This window comes from Microcystis sp. M44BS1 (assembly GCF_020244875.1).
GTDB classification, from domain to species: Bacteria; Cyanobacteriota; Cyanobacteriia; order Cyanobacteriales; family Microcystaceae; genus Microcystis; species Microcystis panniformis.
The window spans coordinates 1-17416 of record NZ_JADBVM010000003.1 but is presented as its reverse complement, the minus strand read 5'-3'; the positions used below and the strand labels follow the sequence as shown (position 1 = coordinate 17416).

At 44.4% G+C, this 17416-nt stretch carries 16 protein-coding genes and 2 pseudogenes; 10 read left to right on the top strand and 8 right to left on the bottom strand.

Features of this window, described 5'->3' with window-relative positions:
- From IM515_RS00140 to IM515_RS00125, 4 genes and pseudogenes are all read right to left on the bottom strand, one after another.
- The coding region (locus IM515_RS00140; protein WP_287628758.1) for an Ig-like domain-containing protein at positions 1-2182 on the bottom strand (2182 nt) is incomplete at its 3' end.
- Positions 2183-2852: 670 nt separating this feature from the next.
- Positions 2853-3149: pseudogene (locus IM515_RS26055) on the bottom strand (transposase); the annotation flags it as partial.
- Between the two features lie 233 nt (positions 3150-3382).
- Positions 3383-4375: an HMA2 domain-containing protein gene (locus IM515_RS00130; protein WP_002764821.1), complete on the bottom strand. Its 993-nt coding sequence runs from the start codon at positions 4373-4375 to the stop codon at positions 3383-3385.
- A 135-nt stretch (positions 4376-4510) separates the two neighbouring features.
- Positions 4511-4660, bottom strand: coding sequence for a hypothetical protein (locus IM515_RS00125; RefSeq protein WP_002764822.1), 150 nt, complete (start codon positions 4658-4660; stop codon positions 4511-4513).
- A gap of 610 nt (positions 4661-5270) precedes the next feature.
- Here IM515_RS00125 and IM515_RS00120 point away from each other — a divergent pair.
- Positions 5271-6650, top strand: a complete 1380-nt coding sequence (locus IM515_RS00120) for an MFS transporter (protein WP_002787674.1) — start codon at positions 5271-5273, stop codon at positions 6648-6650.
- A 222-nt stretch (positions 6651-6872) separates the two neighbouring features.
- Positions 6873-8009 (top strand): T6SS phospholipase effector Tle1-like catalytic domain-containing protein, encoded by a 1137-nt coding sequence (locus tag IM515_RS00115; protein ID WP_287628761.1) that lies wholly within the window; start codon positions 6873-6875, stop codon positions 8007-8009.
- Positions 8010-8378: 369 nt separating this feature from the next.
- On the opposite strand, the pseudogene IM515_RS00110 reads toward IM515_RS00115, so the two are convergent.
- From IM515_RS00110 to IM515_RS00100, 3 genes and pseudogenes are all read right to left on the bottom strand, one after another.
- Positions 8379-8618: pseudogene (locus IM515_RS00110) on the bottom strand (PEP-utilizing enzyme); the annotation flags it as partial.
- 201 nt (positions 8619-8819) lie between these two features.
- A complete protein-coding gene (locus tag IM515_RS26050; RefSeq protein ID WP_199308321.1) occupies positions 8820-9032 on the bottom strand; it encodes a transposase in 213 nt (70 codons plus the stop codon).
- 146 nt (positions 9033-9178) lie between these two features.
- Positions 9179-9325 carry a hypothetical protein gene (locus IM515_RS00100; protein ID WP_002787680.1) on the bottom strand — a complete coding sequence of 49 codons (147 nt, stop codon included), beginning with the start codon at positions 9323-9325 and terminating at the stop codon, positions 9179-9181.
- A 106-nt stretch (positions 9326-9431) separates the two neighbouring features.
- Between IM515_RS00100 and IM515_RS00095 the strand changes: the two genes are divergently transcribed.
- The 8 genes from IM515_RS00095 (at position 9432) to IM515_RS00060 (ending at position 16194) form a co-directional block, all read left to right on the top strand.
- Complete coding sequence (locus IM515_RS00095; protein WP_002787681.1) at positions 9432-9626, top strand: hypothetical protein; 195 nt, start codon at positions 9432-9434, stop codon at positions 9624-9626.
- Positions 9623-9859 carry a hypothetical protein gene (locus IM515_RS00090; RefSeq protein ID WP_190359842.1) on the top strand — a complete coding sequence of 79 codons (237 nt, stop codon included), beginning with the start codon at positions 9623-9625 and terminating at the stop codon, positions 9857-9859. Before IM515_RS00095 ends, IM515_RS00090 begins: the two co-directional genes overlap by 4 nt.
- Before the next feature lie 225 nt (positions 9860-10084).
- Entirely contained in the window at positions 10085-10606 is a 522-nt protein-coding gene (locus IM515_RS00085) for a polysaccharide deacetylase family protein (RefSeq protein ID WP_287628766.1), read from the top strand.
- Positions 10607-10881: 275 nt separating this feature from the next.
- Entirely contained in the window at positions 10882-11739 is an 858-nt protein-coding gene (gene ripC, locus IM515_RS00080; RefSeq protein WP_287628768.1) for an itaconate degradation C-C-lyase RipC, read from the top strand.
- A 38-nt stretch (positions 11740-11777) separates the two neighbouring features.
- Positions 11778-12305, top strand: a complete 528-nt coding sequence (gene ripB, locus IM515_RS00075) for a (R)-specific enoyl-CoA hydratase RipB/Ich (RefSeq protein WP_043995794.1) — start codon at positions 11778-11780, stop codon at positions 12303-12305.
- A 26-nt stretch (positions 12306-12331) separates the two neighbouring features.
- On the top strand, positions 12332-13654 hold the full coding sequence (locus IM515_RS00070) for an acetyl-CoA hydrolase/transferase family protein (protein ID WP_287695434.1): 1323 nt from the start codon (positions 12332-12334) through the stop codon (positions 13652-13654).
- Positions 13655-13682: 28 nt separating this feature from the next.
- Positions 13683-15365, top strand: a complete 1683-nt coding sequence (locus IM515_RS00065) for an alpha-keto acid decarboxylase family protein (RefSeq protein ID WP_287628771.1) — start codon at positions 13683-13685, stop codon at positions 15363-15365.
- A gap of 274 nt (positions 15366-15639) precedes the next feature.
- Positions 15640-16194 carry a YbhB/YbcL family Raf kinase inhibitor-like protein gene (locus tag IM515_RS00060; RefSeq protein ID WP_002787690.1) on the top strand — a complete coding sequence of 185 codons (555 nt, stop codon included), beginning with the start codon at positions 15640-15642 and terminating at the stop codon, positions 16192-16194.
- A 354-nt stretch (positions 16195-16548) separates the two neighbouring features.
- Here IM515_RS00060 and IM515_RS00055 read toward each other — a convergent pair whose 3' ends face one another.
- Entirely contained in the window at positions 16549-17145 is a 597-nt protein-coding gene (locus IM515_RS00055; RefSeq protein ID WP_287628773.1) for a hypothetical protein, read from the bottom strand.
- Positions 17146-17416 lie beyond the last annotated feature (271 nt).

Genomic DNA, 17416 nt, shown 5'->3' with positions numbered 1-17416 from the left:
TCAGAATAGCAGTAACTAATGGTGCTGTTGTGTCTGGTGTTAATTGAGAAATGATGACAATTTGAGTATTTTCTTGGCTATTTCCAGCTAAGTCTATAGCTTTAATAATTAGGTTTTGTTGTCCTGTTACACCTGTTAAATTCAATTCTACATCAAATGCACCTTGAGCATTTACTGGTACATTAATTTCACTACCATTACCAAAGCGATAAGTTAATTTATCTATGGTTGAACCTGTACCATTAACTGTACCTTGTAATCTTGCACCTGAATTTAATATTGCATTAGCTTGAGGACTGGTAATATTAATTTGTGGTAAGGCTGAATCAATGGTAAATTCTTTAGTCCCAGCATCACTTATATTACCAGCAACATCGGTTGCTGTGATAGTTAAATTTTTCAATCCATCGGTAATTTGAGATGTGGTAATTTCCCAAGAACCATTAACAACTGTTGTTTGTCCTAATTTATTTTGGCCATCAAATATTTCTATTAATGCACCAGTTTCACCTTTTCCTGTAACAGTTGGTGTATTTTGATTTGTGACTGTATCACTATCATTTTTTAACCCTATTTCTGTGGGTATTCCTGGCTTGGTAGTATCCAAGGTAAATTTAACTAAAGATTCAACAATATTACCAGATTTATCTTCACCGCGTAAGGTTAATTGATATTCTCCATCTGCTAATTGATTACCTTTAATTGCCGCTAATTTATCTTTATTTAAGGTAAAGTTACCATTAGCTTTCAGTTCTGATAAAATATCCATAAAGTTACTACCATCACTGAATTTAGCCTGGAATTTACTCAGATTTTCAGCATTACTGATAGAACCAGAAATTTCTGGATTATTGGTAATTCCATCTAAGTTACTACTTCCTGTATCTTGAGATAATTTAGCTGTTAAAGTTATACTACTAGCAAAGGCAATAATTTCTTGAGCTAAGGGAAGATTCCGCCAATCTTTACCACTAGCAAAGAGTCCACCAATATCTGTTAATGTTCCTGTAGCACCTGTAATTTTAAAGATTATATCGTTGTAATCTGCGTCTGTATTTTGGTCGTTTCTGATATCTTCCCAACCAAAAGTTCCTGGTAGTAATTGTCCTATTTGTATGGCATTGTTAGGATTAGCAGCATCGATGGAAAATAGGGGACGTTGACTATTACCAGAACTAGGATTATCAAATACTTGCTTAACAGTTCCTTCGGGAACTAACATGAAGGCAATTTTATCTCCAGGGGTAAAATTAAAGGTTTTTAAACCAGAATAATTACCATCGTTTTTATTAGTTTCTCCTAGTTCTCCAGCAAATTTTGCTCCTTCATTAATATCAATAATTACTGTATATCCTAACACAGAATTACTTAAAGCCCGACGTGATGCTTCTTTGATATAATCTACTGAACCTGGTGTTAAATTATCCATATTTTGAAGGCTAAAAATAGCCATTTCGTTATGGTAACTACCGGAGTCAGCTAAGAAGTCTATGGTAATTTCGCCGTTGTTATCAACTAAAAATACTCCTGGTGTGTCTGCGTGTTCTACTGCAAAGGTTTGACCTTCTGATGTTAAGGTACTATGATCATTTTCTGATTTTAATGCTGTTAATTCTGTGGGTGTTAATTGCTGATTTTGGGCAAGATGGGCAAAAATTGCTCCTTCATCTCCGGGAGCATCTATAAGATTTATTTGATTATCTATGTAATGTCCTATTTCTTCTAATAAAACGTTGACTGCTTGACTAGAATTAGTTTGTTGTGGATTAAATAAGTCTTGAGAAAGATAAATTGTATTATTACCAAAAGCTCCATCAGCTTGTAGTTGAGATTGGGGGATAATTTGAATATCCGGAATTAATTGTCCCTGGGCTAAATTGTCAACTATTGTATGTGCTAATTCAACATTACAGCCATAGCCAAATGCTAATTCTATATTGTTGTAGAGGTTAGGAGAATTTGCAAAGTTTTCTAGTGCTATTTGGGTAATTGGTAAAACTTCCTGATGTAAATATTGAGTTAGCGTTTTATCAGTAAAGGTAAATTGCCCCGTTGCTGATGGTATTTGGGGAATAGAGGATAATCCAGAAGATAGGTTTAAACTCTTTAAGCCTAGAGGATCATCTTGAACTGGAATTAAGGGGTTATTAAGGGGATTGGATGGAGGGGTAAATATATCCATGGATTTTTGGCTCTTCGTTACTTGTTATGGTTCGATAGGGGGGCATAAATCGACTAAATCCTTATCTGGCAAAAGACTTAATTGATTAGTTCGCTCTAGATCAAAAACAATTGACAAAAATCGCTAAATGGCTCTCTATATAAGGGTTCCATCCCTTATAACCCCCGTCCATTGCATAACACAAACCGCAGAATAAGCCAGAAAACCTTGATGGCTTAGAAGCTTAAAATGATTGGTACAGCAGAAATATAACTTAAAACTTTGGAAAAAGACGATCAAAGCGAAACTTTTCTCTATTTTCAAAGTTCTAGGTTGGTCAGATTGAACTAAAATTGTAAATTCTCAAAAAGTGCTGGTAGAGAGAAGCCATAGCCAAGCTGCTAGGCTGCCAAGCAGCCTAACCTGCATTATTCATGAACCAAAAAACAAGGAACCCGAAAAACTGGATGTAAATCCAGTTTTTTTGGGGGGTTAAATAAGTAAGTAAAAATCCTTAATCAACCGCACAAAATTAACAATTAAAGCCTAAAAAAGCGACTAAAATTGTCATTTAGATACAATAATACTAGGAAAGCTTGGCTTTAAGCAAAAATCAATTGAACTCCACTGGAAAGTCACTATGAAATTAGACTAATTTCATAGGTAAATGGACAATGATCTGCTAACTCAACTAATACTTCTCTGACCGAAACACTAACTTTTGCCGCAGTTTTAATAAGTAGTCGTGCAAAATTAATTTCCTAGTGAAGATAGGCAAGAGGCAAGAGGTGGTTAGATATGTGTAATTAATTTTGCTTAGGTACTTAAGACTTTCTTTTAAACGAGAAACTGTCGCCTTTGCCAATCTTGTCCCCTGTGCTGCTTGCCGAATCCCCAGCAGCAAAATATAAGCAGCTTGGGACAAAAACAGACGAAACTGATTGACAATAAATTTTTGACAACTGAGTCTGTCAGCCTTGATTCCTATAGCCCAGTGACGGAGAGACAAAAGTCCCTGAATTTTTCTCCCGATCACTCCCATATCCGGGACTTTTTGACGGCCAAAAGGTCTAAAAGTTTTACCCAACAAGGTTTTTAGATTTATTCAGCCAACCCTATTTAGTTGCTTATTATTCATTCTTAATTCTCCTGACTACTGACTACTGACGACCGGCTACTGACTCCTAACCCTAACAACAATTTTTGATTTTTACCAGGGGTCTAATTGACTGATCCTGACTGGGCAATGGCTTGAAAAAGTCTCTGTTGGAATGTTGCCTCTGAGAGGGTGGGCGTGTAGCTAACCGCCACTGAAGCAGCATCTGGATTGATTTGGACTTCTTGCACGCCAGCCAAGGACTGAAGGCACTGGCGCAACCGCTCGGCGTAGGAGAGATCTTGGCGCAGGCGAGGAATCCGCAGTCGCACCCGCCCCGCAATAGCGTGGATGATTTCGGTATCTGTGGGAAGGCTTGCTGCAGATCGAATTTTCTGGCGTGCCTTGGCCGAGATACAGAAGCCTTCTTGGGCTTCTAGATAATTAAGCAGGTCGATCAAGTCATTGTGTACGGCGATCAGGCGATCGCATCCTGGCAGCTGCTCAACTCGCTCGGCGCCATCGATGACTTGGATCGTTTTGATGACATTCTGATACATAGGGCGATCTTTCTGGATATCGTCCCTCAGTTCTGTGGCAAATTGATAGAGCGAGATAGCTTCCAACTCAGGGTAGATCGATTCGGCTTGCCCAAAGACTTTAACGAATGTCTGTCCCAGAGATCTCTGCTCTGAGAAGGAAAAATAGAAAGCGTCTCCAACAAAGTCCTTGCGGTTGGCAAAAGTCCTGATAATTTTGCTAATCAGTTCGATCGCCTTCTTGTCTCTGGTGTAGGGACCGTATCGATAGACGTACCAGTACCAGCCAAAGAATTTCACCAGGACATAGAGTAGTTCTAAGGCTTCGGGAGAACCGATTTCATTGGCTTCGGGATATTCCCGTCTAAAAAATTCCAACTCTTGCTGATTGAGGATGCCGTCAAGTCGGACTTGCAATTCGTGAGCGGCGAACAGGAAGGGATTGATATACAGAGCGGCAATCTGATTTCGTTTCTGCGTCTTTTCCTCCTCTTGTTGCTCGCTCCAAGTCCAAACTGTCCAGATGGCTGTGGCAGTTGCCGAAAGTAGCGATAAGATGATGCCGAGTGTTGCTTCCATGTTCCACTATTCCAATATTTATTAGCTTGGAGATTACACTCTCAGTTGCAATCTTGCCCACTTAGCTCGATAGGCAGTCTCCCCCTGAGATAGATGTCAGTATTTGTAATATAAGGGTTGTCAGGAGCTGCCAGATTATCTGCGGCAAATGGCCGATTCCCGATCGATGGGATCGGCAAAAGGCGCACTACAGTTAGCCCATTTAACAAAATCAATGTCAAAAATGACAATAGCGGCGAATATTGTGCCGGCTCCCGCAGCAAAGGCGATTACAGCCATTATCATCTGATTTTTCTTCACCCTAGCTCCTTAATTGGGCTAATTCAAGCCTGAATTGCATCACTGTCTGATTTGCTTTCATAGAATACCTCATTCGGGGTACGATAGTCAAGGCATTTTCGAAAACGATTGTTAATAGACCTCTGGTAAAAATCAAAAATTGTTGTTAGGGTTGGGAGTCAGTAGCCAGTAGTCAGTAGTCAGGAAAATTAAGAAAATAGACCTCTTGAAAAAATCAAAAATCTGACCTTAGGTGAGGAGTTTCCGAGCCAGTAGCTGGTCGTCAGGAGAATTAAAAATGAGCATTAATCAATATTGAGAGATTTTATGCAATTTTATGCCTATTTTTCTCATTTTTTCCCTCTAAAAAATTAATTATGTAAGAACTATAAGTAGTTGGACAAAAGTAAAGTTAACTGTGGGGTAAGGAGTCAGTAGTCAGTAAGAATTGCGGCAATGTACATTTCTTAAGATAGACAACATAATTTATGCCCGACTACTTATTTAACATCAATAGTAACAAAGAGCCAAAAATCTTAATCTTAAATTAAATCAGCCTTAAACTCAATTTAAATCTAACCAGCTATTAAAACTATAGTTTTAATAGCTCTATCCCATGAAAAGCCTACAAAGTTATATCGATGAAACTCCTCCTCGTCCCCTAAGTTTGATGCAATGGCGCATCTGGATTTTGGCGGCTACTGGCAAGTTTTTTGAAGGCATGGTCATCTTTCTGACTGGAGTTGCTATTCCCTTAATTGAGCAAGATTTTAACTTAGCATCAGCCCTAAAAGGTTCAGTTGCCGCCGCAACGCTTTTGGGGATTTTGGTGGGGGCTTCCCTATTCGGAAATTTAGCGGATCGCCTAGGACGAAAGTTAGTTTTTGTGTCTGAAATGGCGATTTTTACTGTTTTTGTCAGTTTAACAGCGATCGCGTGGAATGTTCCCTCCCTGATTTTCTTTTTATTTTGCGTTGGGGTTGCCCTTGGGGCAGACTATCCCACAGCCCATCTGATCATTTCTGAGTCAATTCCTAGTAGTTTTAGGGGCAGAATGGTATTAGGAGCTTTTGCTTTTCAATCAATTGGCTCCCTAGGCGGAGTCTTAATCGGATTACTGGTACTGCGGATTAACCCTGAAGTAGGGGCTTGGCATTGGATGTACGCCAGTTTAGTTATTCCAGGAATTATTGTTTTTTTATTGAGGACAGGAATCCCAGAAAGCGCCCATTGGTTAATATCTCACAATCGCCAAGAGGATGCTCAACGTTCTGCTAAAGCTTTACTGCAACGCCCAGTTGAGCTTGCGGACTTAGTAGAGAGAATCGGCCAGCAACGCAAGCAAAAATACAAGCTTTTGTTTTCCCCTCGCTATCTCAGAGCAACTATATTAGCGGCTGTTCCTTGGTTTTTGCAGGATCTAGCCACCTACGGCATTGGTATTTTTACCCCAACGATTTTAGCAACCCTATTTACCAAAACTCAGCCTAATTTTATTTTCAAAGATATGGTGGCGGCGGAAGGTTCTGGAGCAATCGATCTGTTCTTACTGATTGGATTTCTTGCCTCGATTCTTTTGATTGATAAAGTCGGACGGATTCCCTTACAAATTGTTGGCTTTATTGGCTGTGGCTTAGGCTTAGGAATTGCTTCCCTAGCGGCAGAAACTATTCCAGAAGGTCATCAATTAAAAGTATTTCTGATATTTGGCGGCTTTATCATCTTTAATTTTATGACAAATCTCGGACCCAATGCCATGACCTATGTTTTAGCAGGGGAGATATTTCCCGTACAAATTCGCGGTTTAGGTGCTGGTTTTGCCGCCTCTTTTGCGAAAGTTGGAGCAGTTACTACTGCTTTTTTCTTTCCGATTCTCAGGGAGCAAATTGGTACGTCTAACCTTCTACATGGTTTAGTTATCACTTCTCTTTTTGGGGCGTTGGTTACTTTTATCTTTCGCATTGAACCCAATGGTAAAAGTTTGGAAAATGTTTAGGACAATGACCACAATGATTAGAAACTATCACCTTCCATTCTGAAGACGAGTCGGAGTGGCGATACCTCGACTTAGTTCAACCATCTGAACGATTATGATTTATATTAACCATTGACCGCAAAAAGTCCTTGACTATCCCAGTCCCCATGAGGTATTTTCTAGTCAGCGCAGTACCAGAGGAGTTCAAACTTAAACTGGTTTTAGTTACGGAGATAAATGACAATGAGTCAAGCGGAAAATACTACGATTACCAAGAAGGATGCTATCGAATCTGTTGATACAACTAAGAAAAAACGTTTGGTTGTTTGTTGTGATGGTACTTGGAATGAATTAGCAACTTCCTATCCTACGAATGTCGTCAAATTTGCCCGCTTAGTGAAATACACCGCCGATGATCAAACCCCACAAATGGTTCATTATATATCAGGATGTGGCACGGCAGAAGACGCTGATTTAATCGAGCGTTTAGGTGGGGGTGCTTTTGGCTGGGGAATTGACAGAATTATTCAAGAGGCCTATCGCTTTTTATGTATGAATTATGACGTAGAAGCTGAAGACGAAATTTACCTAGTTGGCTTTAGTCGCGGAGCCTATACAGTTCGTTGTTTAGCAGGTATGATCTATAACTGTGGTTTATTGAGCCGTTCCAAGATCCGGGAATTGCCTAAAGCTTATGAGCTTTATCGAAATTCTAAAATTAAGCCAAATGATCCAGAAGCTCAAAAATTCCGGGAAGATAACTCCAAAAAGATAGATACCGAAAAAGATTATTTACAAGGTCGTGTACCGATTAAAATGTTAGGGTGCTGGGATACGGTGGGAGCATTAGGTGTTCCTGATCTAACACCTTGGCTACCCTTGGCTAAACTCTGGAATCGGAAGTATGAATTTTTCGATGCTACACTAAGTCCGATTGTGGAAAATGCCTTTCATGCAGTTGCCATTGATGAGAAACGCAGGGGTTTTCCCTCGTCCGCCATGGAGAGAAGTGACAAAAATCCTGAACAAGTAGTCAAAGAAGTTTTCTTTGCCGGTGAACATGGCTGTATTGGTGGAGGAACTAAAGAATATCGGGGGCTATCGGACTATACTTTACAATGGATAATCCACGAGGCTAAAAAGTTGGGATTGGAGTTTTATTCAACTGAAAGTTATAGTGAGGAATTTCAGATTAAACCAGTTCCAACGACTAAATTTGATAATAGCGTGACTGGTGTGTATGCCTTAGCAGGTGAAGGATGGCGACCGATAGAATCTTCAAAAGTTGCCGTTCATTATAGTGTGGTCGAACGACTTAAGGCTGATCCCAATTATCGTCCTCAAAATCTAGCTCCTCTGCTTAATAATTTGCTGCCCTAATTTAGACATTTTCAAATTTGGTAAGTAGTCGGACATAAATTCTGTTGTCTATCTTAAGAAATGTAAATTGCCGCAATTCTTACTGACTACTGACGACCGGCTCCTGACTCCTTACCCCACAGTTAACTTTACTTTCAGCAATTCTAAATTTGCCCTGTAGCAAGGCTTTTGGGAGTTAGTTCCCATAATACGGGGTAAAATTCAATGGGATGGCGAATTTCATTTCACGAGTCTTCGGGCTTCTGACGTGATAGTACACCCAAAGTTGCCCCAAAAATCCCCCTTTAAAATGTTCTTTAAATCCCTAAAAGGCTTGCTGTGTCTAAAACTGAGAATTGCTGTCGTTGTCACCCCTTCAGCCAAAAAATATCAATCCAAAACTTCAACAATACCCCGCGAACCATCAAGAATAACTCGCTGATTATCGCGCAATAATTGGGTCGCACCGTGGACATCCATCACCGCAGGAATGCCGTATTCCCTAGCAACAATTGCCCCGTGGGAGAGGCGACCTCCCACCTCGGCAATTAAGCCTCCTACTCGCGCCAGTAAAGCCGCCCAACCAGAATCAGTATAAGGTACAACCAGGATAGTATTGCGATCAATATCTGTCTTTGGGATTTGGGATTTGGGATTTGGGATTGGGGGATGGTCTGTGTAAGCTAGTTTGGAGTGATGGGGTGATACAGTAAGCCTATTGCTAGGAGCCCCTAATCTTGATAAACCCATTTTTGGCTTTGTATCGAAGCAATTTTACAGGATATTAAGAACCTGTTTGAAAATTTAAAGGATGTCTATCCAGCTTGAGATTTAGGCTTTAATCGTCGAACCATCAAATGCACCATACATTTCGCCAGTCGTCGGCAAAAATTCATAATCTTTGCTCAATCGCCGATAATGACCAAACCAAGAGTAGGTAAGCTCCACCACCCATCGCTTGGGAATCACCGTAAAACCAGGCTGCTCATCGGTGCGCTTCAGGTGTTCGAGATGCCAACCAAAGTCCCGCAGCTCTCTGGACAATGAAGTCCTTCCCCGCAAAGGTGCTATCAATCCAAATCACTTTCAGAAAAGTCCAGAATGGGCCCGAGAAGGTGGCGAGTAACTTCATCGCTGCATGGTCAGAGCGTCCAGCACCATGTACACACACGGCTAAGACCAATCCCATCCTATCGACTAAAATTGTGCGCTTGCGTCCGCGTGACTTTCTTGCCGCCATCAAAACTGATGTCTTCTTCCCCACTTGCCGTTTTGACCGATTGACTATCGACACTGCCGGCACTCGGTTGGGCGTTGCGTCCTGCCTGTAAACGCACCTTTTTATGAGACTTTATAGTGCTAAAGCGCAACTACGAACCTAATTTTGCCAGCCCTTAGTTTGACAATTACAATTATTGGAGAAATCTGTAGTAAAATTGGATTATGGGTAGAAATAAAGAAAATCGCAAAAAACTAGAAGGACAGTATAAAGCATTAGAAGAGCATCTAGATAAAATTGCTCAGGAGAAGCTCAAACCAATAGAAATTCAAGATCAAGGATTAATTGCTCATTGGGAAAAAACAGTCGCAAATTGTCGCCAAAATATCGCTAAACTAGAAAGGAGATTAAATCGATGACAGTAATATATAAAGATCCGTTGGAGAGATTGGAAATATTTCTTGATGAATATCAGCCCCAACTGGAAAAAGCACTCAAAGCCATTCAAATTATCAAAAATACCGACCCAAACTCCGAAGAATTTTCCCAAGCTCTTGCCGATCTTCATGTCTGCTCTACCGTACTTGAACCTTATTCAGAAGGAATGGTTGAGGCGATTGATCAATTCACCGAAGATAGACCTGATGACTGAAAAATGATAGCGATCACTAAGTACCTTCACCGCAAATAAATGATATCATTATGAGGGGGGTGATCTTCACATTAACCAGATAATATCGCCTTAGTTTTGCTATACTACTAATATAAGGGTTGGATATTATTTAGTACCAAAAATGACTATTCCGCAATTGCTACTTTTTATAATTGCTAGGTTTTTTCCTGATGCTGTATTCTATAGCCAACCCAAGACCGGAGAGTGGCTCTGACGATTGATGACGCACCCACTCCTGGCGTTTTAGGAGAGGAGTCAACTGAGCAGATCTTAGCAGCGATCGCCCAACACCACCAGCAATTCAATCGCGATCAAACCGGTGTCAGAGGTACTTTTTTTATTATTACCGAACATCTGCGGGAAAATTCGACGATTATCGAGCAAATTCTTCAGCAAGGACACGAGATTGCCAATCATGGTATCAGAGACAGACAAACCAGCGATCTGTCCAGGGAACTATTCGAGAAAGATTTCCAAGAAGCTGACGAAAAATTAGTGCGCTTAAGCCATTATCCCATCCGCTGGTGTCGTCTAGGTCGAGCTTTCTACAATCAAATTATGCTAGATATCCTCAGACAATTTGGTGGCTATGAACCCAGATTTGCTCTGGCTTCTATGATTCCTTTAGATACTTTTAAGCTGACTAATCATCCTAAATTTACCACTTGGTATGTTTCTCAGTTTATTTTTTCTGGAGCAATTCTTGTCCTCCATTCTGGTTCCTAAGAACGAGACAAAAACACGGTAATCGCCCTCCAATTATTGCTAAAAAAACTGCACCTTCGGGGATACGAAGTTGTCAGCTTGAGCGAGTTGTGAGAGGTGCATCTGTTGCCCTTCATTATAGTGTGGTCGAACGACTTAAGGCTGATCCCAATTATCGTCCTCAAAATCTAGCTCCCCTGCTTAATAATTTGCTGCCCTAATTTAGACATTTTCAAATTTGGCAACCCCCAAGTTTTGATGTACACTTCACATTGACGCAAAACAAGGCTCTGGTAATGTTACATCAATCGCAGAAATCGATTCTAGCCCTAAAAAGCTGGCTGTTCACACCCGCGACCAAGTCGGACCGATTCTCCCGTGCTGCGGAGGTAAAGGCCGATGCCCTGATTATTGATCTTGAAGACGCAGTGGCTCCCACCGCCAAGGAGGAAGCCCGCCTAGCAGCGCTGCGCTATCTTGGGGAGATATCCTCGAATCACCTCCCCTGTGCCCTCCGCGTCAATTCTCCCGACACAAGGTTTGGACTCGACGACCTTCAGGCTCTCTTGCTTTCACCCGCCGAACCCGACTATTTGATTCTACCGAAATGCGACTCCTCCGCACTCATCAGCCTGGTGGGAAACCTGTTGCGAGAGGCCAATAAATCGACGCAGGTGATCGCGCTGATTGAGAGTACCAAGGCGATAGGAGCCTTGGACGAGATGGTTAGCGGCCAAGTCAGGCCGGCCGCCTTTATCTTCGGTGCTGCGGATATGGCTGCGGACCTCGGTGCAGAAACCGCTTGGGAGCCACTACTGTGGGTGAGGTCATGCTTGATCCATGCGGCTGCATCCGCTGGGATTGCCGCTTTCGACTCCCCCTATTTTGATATTGCGGATGCGGAAGGTCTTAAGCAGGAGACAAAAGCATCAGTAAACTTGGGATTTCACGGCAAATGTGCAATCCACCCGGTACAAATTGCCACCATCAATGAGGTCTTGACCCCAACAGAACAACAAATAGCCAAAGCACAACAGATCCTCACCGTCAACCGTCAAGGAGTTGGCTCTGTTGAGGGACAAATGGTGGATGAAGCGGTTGCCCGTAAAGCAAGGCTTGTTCTGGAGCGAGCCGGTATTGCAACTGAGGAATAGTTCTGTTAATCTAAGATGTCCAGAAACTGGGAAAAAAAATGGAAAATATACTGTCAGCGTACCGAGAAATCGGCCCAAATCGCTATCGTGAGACAAACGGTCTTTACTACGAAGATTTTCAAGTCGGTGATGTGTTCGAACACCGTCCCGGTAGGACGATTACAGATGTGGACAACATCTGGATGACCTTGCTGACGATGAATATACAACCGGTTCATTTTGATGCTGCCTACGCTGGTCAAACAGAGTGGAAGAAGATGCTCGTGGATAGCACCTTTACGCTTGCCCTTCTCACCGGTATGAGCGTTAGGACCGTCAGCGCTAAAGTTGTGGCCAATCTGGGTTGGAATAACGTCAAAGCAACACATCCGGTCTTTGCTGGGGACACACTCTATGCAGAATCCACTGTGCTGTCCAAGCGTGAGTCAAAGAGTCGGCCGACCCAGGGAATTGTCACCGTTTCAACGCGAGGCGTGAACCAGGACGGTGTAGAAGTGATGAGCTTCGAGCGGACGATGCTGATTTACAAACGCGGTCACTCACCGGAAGCCGCAGCAAATTATTGAATAGTTAAGACTTCTTCGGGAGAAAAATGATGGCTTACGAAAACCAATATCAGGCCAAGCTTACGGACAGTCACACTGCTATGGAGCAGATTAGTAGTGGCAGCATTGTTGGCATCGGTCAGGCAGCTTGCCAACCACCGGCGCTGATGGAAGCACTAGCGGCTAGGGCAGAAGCCGGCTTGATCGATGATGTGAAAGTGTATTATATGCACGCAGAAGAACCCATGCAGCGCTCGCTGCTGCGCTACGAATTGATGGGCCGGATCAAACCCTATTCCATGTTCATGCAGAAAGCCGAGCGCGACCTGATTAAAAAAGGACAAGAAGACGGCGATCGCAAGGTTGTCTTTTATGTGCCGAATTCTTTCAGCCAATCCGTGCGGTTCTTTAGTGATCACATTCATCTGGACACCTTTCTAGTAACCGTGTCACCCATGGACAGTAACGGCTATTTCACCTTCGGAACAAATAACGATTACACCAGCAGCGCCGCCCGGGCAGCTAAACGGCTGATCGTGGAAGTCAACCAGAATATGCCCCGGGTTTTCGGACGTTCCTTATTGCATATTTCCGAAGTAGATACCATCGTAGAACATCATGTTCCGTTGCCAATGCTGAAACCTCGACCCGTCACGGAGCAAGAGAGGAAGATTGGCCAGTTGATTGCAGAACGGATTCCTGAACACGCCTGTCTGCAAATCGGCGTGGGTGGAGTACCTAGCGGAGTCTGCGAGGCGCTAATGGGTCGGCAGGATCTCGGCATTCATACTGAGGTACTCGTTCCTGCTCTGGCAAGCCTGATTCAGAACGGTGTTGTCACCAACAAATGGAAAAAAATCAACCCGGGCAAATCTGTCTTCACCTTTGCCATGGGAGATGAAGCATTCTACAACTTTATCAATGATAATATCTCGCTGGAAAGTCATCCTGTCAATTATGTGAATGACCCGGCTGTGATTGCCCAAAACGACAATGTGGTGTCGGTAAATTCCACAATTGAAATGGACTTGACCGGAGCTTGCAATTCGGAATATGTTGGCGGTCATCAGTTTACCTCGACCGGTGGCCAGTTGGATTTCGTCCGGGGGGCCTATGCCTCGAAGGGCGGTATGTCCTTTATCGCCTTCCAGTCTTCGATCAAGGATGGCAAGATCAGTAAGATCGTTCCTCGGCTTTCAGGTCCGGTCACGACACCCCGCACCGATGTTCACTATGTGGTCACTGAAAACGGTGTTGCGGATCTCAAGGGACTCTCCTCAACCGAGAGGGCGGAGTCTTTGATCGGACTGGCGGATCCAGCGTTTCGAGACGAACTCACCGCCGCTGCCAAGTCAATGCACTTGATCTAGTGATTTTTATTCAGATTAGGACTAAGTAATGAGCAATTACAGTGTTGGCACTTACCTGGCAGAACGTTTGGTTCAGATAGGAGTAAAACATCATTTCGTCGTCCCCGGTGACTACAATCTCGTCTTGCTGGACCAGTTTCTGAAAAACCAGAATCTTTTGCAGGTAGGTTGCTGCAACGAATTGAACTGTGGCTTTGCGGCGGAAGGGTACGCTCGTGCCAATGGCTTAGGAGTCGCTGTCGTGACTTACAGCGTTGGCGCGCTCTCGGCCCTGAATGCCATCGGCGGTGCCTATGCTGAGAACCTACCCGTCATCCTGGTGTCGGGCGCACCCAATACCAACGACTACTCCACGGGTCATCTGCTGCACCATACGATGGGAACGCAAGATTTAACCTATGTGTTGGAAATCGCTAGGAAGCTGACCTGTGCGGCGGTTTCCATAACATCCGCCGAAGATGCCCCGGAGCAGATCGACCACGTTATCCGAACGGCGTTACGGGAGCAAAAACCGGCCTATATCGAGATTGCCTGCAATATTGCCGAGGCCCCCTGTGCTTCCCCCGGGCCAGTGAGCGCAATCATCAACGAAGCTCCGAGCGACGCAGAAACTTTGGCAGCGGCGGTGAGCGCAGCAGCAGAATTTCTACATAGCAAGCAGAAACCGGTACTGTTGATCGGCAGCCAGCTACGGGCTGCCAAGGCCGAGAAAGAGGCGATCGAACTGGCCGAGGCCCTCGGTTGTTCCGTTGCGGTCATGGCGGCCGCCAAGAGCTTTTTCCCGGAAGAGCATCCCCAGTACGTTGGTACTTACTGGGGAGAAATTAGTTCTCCCGGCACGAGCGCGATTGTCGATTGGTCGGACAGTGTAGTTTGCTTAGGGGCGGTTTTCAACGACTATTCGACCGTCGGCTGGACTGCGATGCCCAGTGGTCCGACTGTACTGAACGCCAACAAAGATAGTGTCAAATTTGACGGGTATCATTTCAGCGGGATTCATCTGCGCCACTTTCTCTCTTGCTTGGCAAGAAAGGTGGAGAAACGCGATGCGACTATGGCCGAATTTGCACGCTTCCGCTCTCAGTCTGTGCCGGTCGAGCCTGCTAGGTCTGAGGCCAAGCTTTCGAGGATCGAGATGCTCAGGCAGATCGGGCCTCTAGTCACTGCCAAGACTACGGTGTTCGCCGAGACTGGTGATTCCTGGTTCAATGGCATTAAATTACAGCTGCCCACCGGGGCCCGCTTCGAGATCGAGATGCAATGGGGCCATATCGGATGGTCGATCCCGGCCGCTTTCGGCTATGCCCTAGGCGCGCCGGAGCGACAGATTATCTGCATGATTGGTGACGGCTCTTTTCAGCTTACTGCCCAGGAGGTGGCGCAGATGATCAGACAAAAGCTGCCGATCATTATTTTCCTCGTCAACAATCATGGCTACACGATCGAGGTTGAAATTCACGATGGCCCCTATAACAACATTAAGAACTGGGACTACGCAGGGTTAATCAAAGTATTCAATGCCGAAGATGGGGCGGGCCAGGGCCTCCTCGCTACCACCGCCGGGGAACTGGCCCAGGCGATCGAGGTAGCTCTGGAAAACCGCGAGGGACCGACGCTAATTGAATGCGTTATTGATCGCGATGATGCCACTGCTGATCTGATCTCATGGGGTAGGGCTGTTGCGGCCGCGAACGCCCGCCCTCATCGCTAATCCCTAACTGCCTGTCCACATTCAGGGATTTCAAGTGGAACGGCACTGACGGAGGGATTGTCAACTTAACGGGAGCAGCTAAGTGGGTGGGTGGAATTAAATATAAGATTAATGTAGGTTGGGTTGAAGCATGAAACCCAACGCCCGCATGGGTTACGCTACCGCTAACCCATCCTACAAATAATTGTGCTAAGAGCCTATTAAATCTCACTAGCCCTACCGTTTCCCCAGTGAGATTGTCCCCTATCTTAATCCAGAGCGAAGGAGTAATTTTATGTTTAAAGCAGAGATTGTTGCCGGCTTGATTGCATTGGGCGGTTTTAGCTTGGGCGCTCAAGCTATGACATTAATTAGCCCAACAATTGAAAACGGTAAATCATTACAAAATGCACAAATCTATAATGGATGGGGATGTACTGGTAAAAATGAATCTCCCGCTTTGAAATGGAGCGATGTTCCCAAAGGAACTAAGAGTTTTGCTGTCACTATGTACGATCCTGATGCACCAACAGGAAGCGGTTGGTGGCATTGGGTGGTCGTCAACATCCCAGCAGATGTGCGTAGTTTACCAGAAAATGCTGGCGTGAAAGACAGTAAAAAGCTTCCTCAAGGGGCGATTCAATTGCGGAATGACTTCGGCTACAACGGCTTTGGTGGTGCTTGCCCACCGGAAGGCTCAAAACCCCATAACTATCAAATTACTGTTTACGCATTAAATACATCTAAACTAGATATTCCCCCCAATGCTTCCCCTGCATACGCTGGTTTTTTCATTTTTCAACATAAAATCGGAGAGGCTCGTTTAACAGCGCCAACAAATGCGCGTTAACTAACATAAGCTGTTCGTAATTTAAATTGCTTGTTGAGACCAGGCAAGAGGCACTCATGCAAAAGGCACCCCCCCCCATGTCGGGGGGGGTTGGGGGGGGGCTAATCTAAGAATAAGGGGTTTAAATGCGTCTTAGCTTATTAACTGCGGCTGGTGGGTTTGTCCCTTTTTGCCAAAATACAAGCAGGCAGCTAACTCGGATTCAGGACAATCTGTGAATCTCTCGGCGAAAGCCTCAAGCACGGTTCTGAAGACGAGTGGTCGGGGCAACTCGATCGCTTAGTTGAACATCTGAGCCTCGGCATACCTCAAAATCTCCCTATTGTCAAGTAGTTCAATTGTTCTGTTGGTTGGTTAATCTGTTTTGCTATCAGCAGCTTCGATCCCTTCGTTCGGTTTAGCCTCGGCAGGGGCTGCCTCTTGATGGTGATGGAGAAAATCCTTGGGGGCGAATTTTCCGGCAAACTTGCCCACCTGAGAGCCGATCGTTTTGCCCATATTACCAGTAATCCCACCTAATAATCCATTATCAACGAAATCCCCCGCCACTTCGCCCAGGGTTTTCCCCGCCTGCTCTAAGCTTTTGCTCTCAAAGGCTGCTTCAATTTCATGTAACTCATTTGGTTTCTCTGGCTTTTGCTCTCCTGGATGCAGCATCTGATGGGAAAGATGACTGGCTTCATATCCTGCCAATACATCCCCAACCAGTCCGCCTACCTGAGCACCAGCGATCACACCCACCGGGCCTAATACTGCCCCAACAGTACCTCCAATTACCTCTCCGGCTGCGGCACCTGCCATGCCACCTGCCATGCCTGCGCCCATATCCACCAGTTTGGTAGGATGTTCGCTGATCTGTTGCACATTGTCCTTAATACTGTCAATTGCTTGATCAGCCAACTGATTTACCTGTTTCATCCCTTGGTCAACTTGATGCTTTAAATCACCCATAATCCCTGGCAAAAAACTAAGTTGCACTGATGATTTTAGCAAAGTTTGTGAAATGGTTATCGAAAATTTGGGTTTAAAACCCCGTCGTTCTACGACGGCTTTTCTTGATCTCTAAGATATAGGGTCTGCTGAAAAAGTTTGTTGGTGGGGTTAGGAGTCGGTCGTCAGTAGCCGGTCGTCGGTCGTTTCAGGCTTTGGGTGGTGATTCGGTAGTAGTGATGGCGGCTTAATCCTTTGCTTTGCTGTGCATTGTAGTCATGGATAAAATACC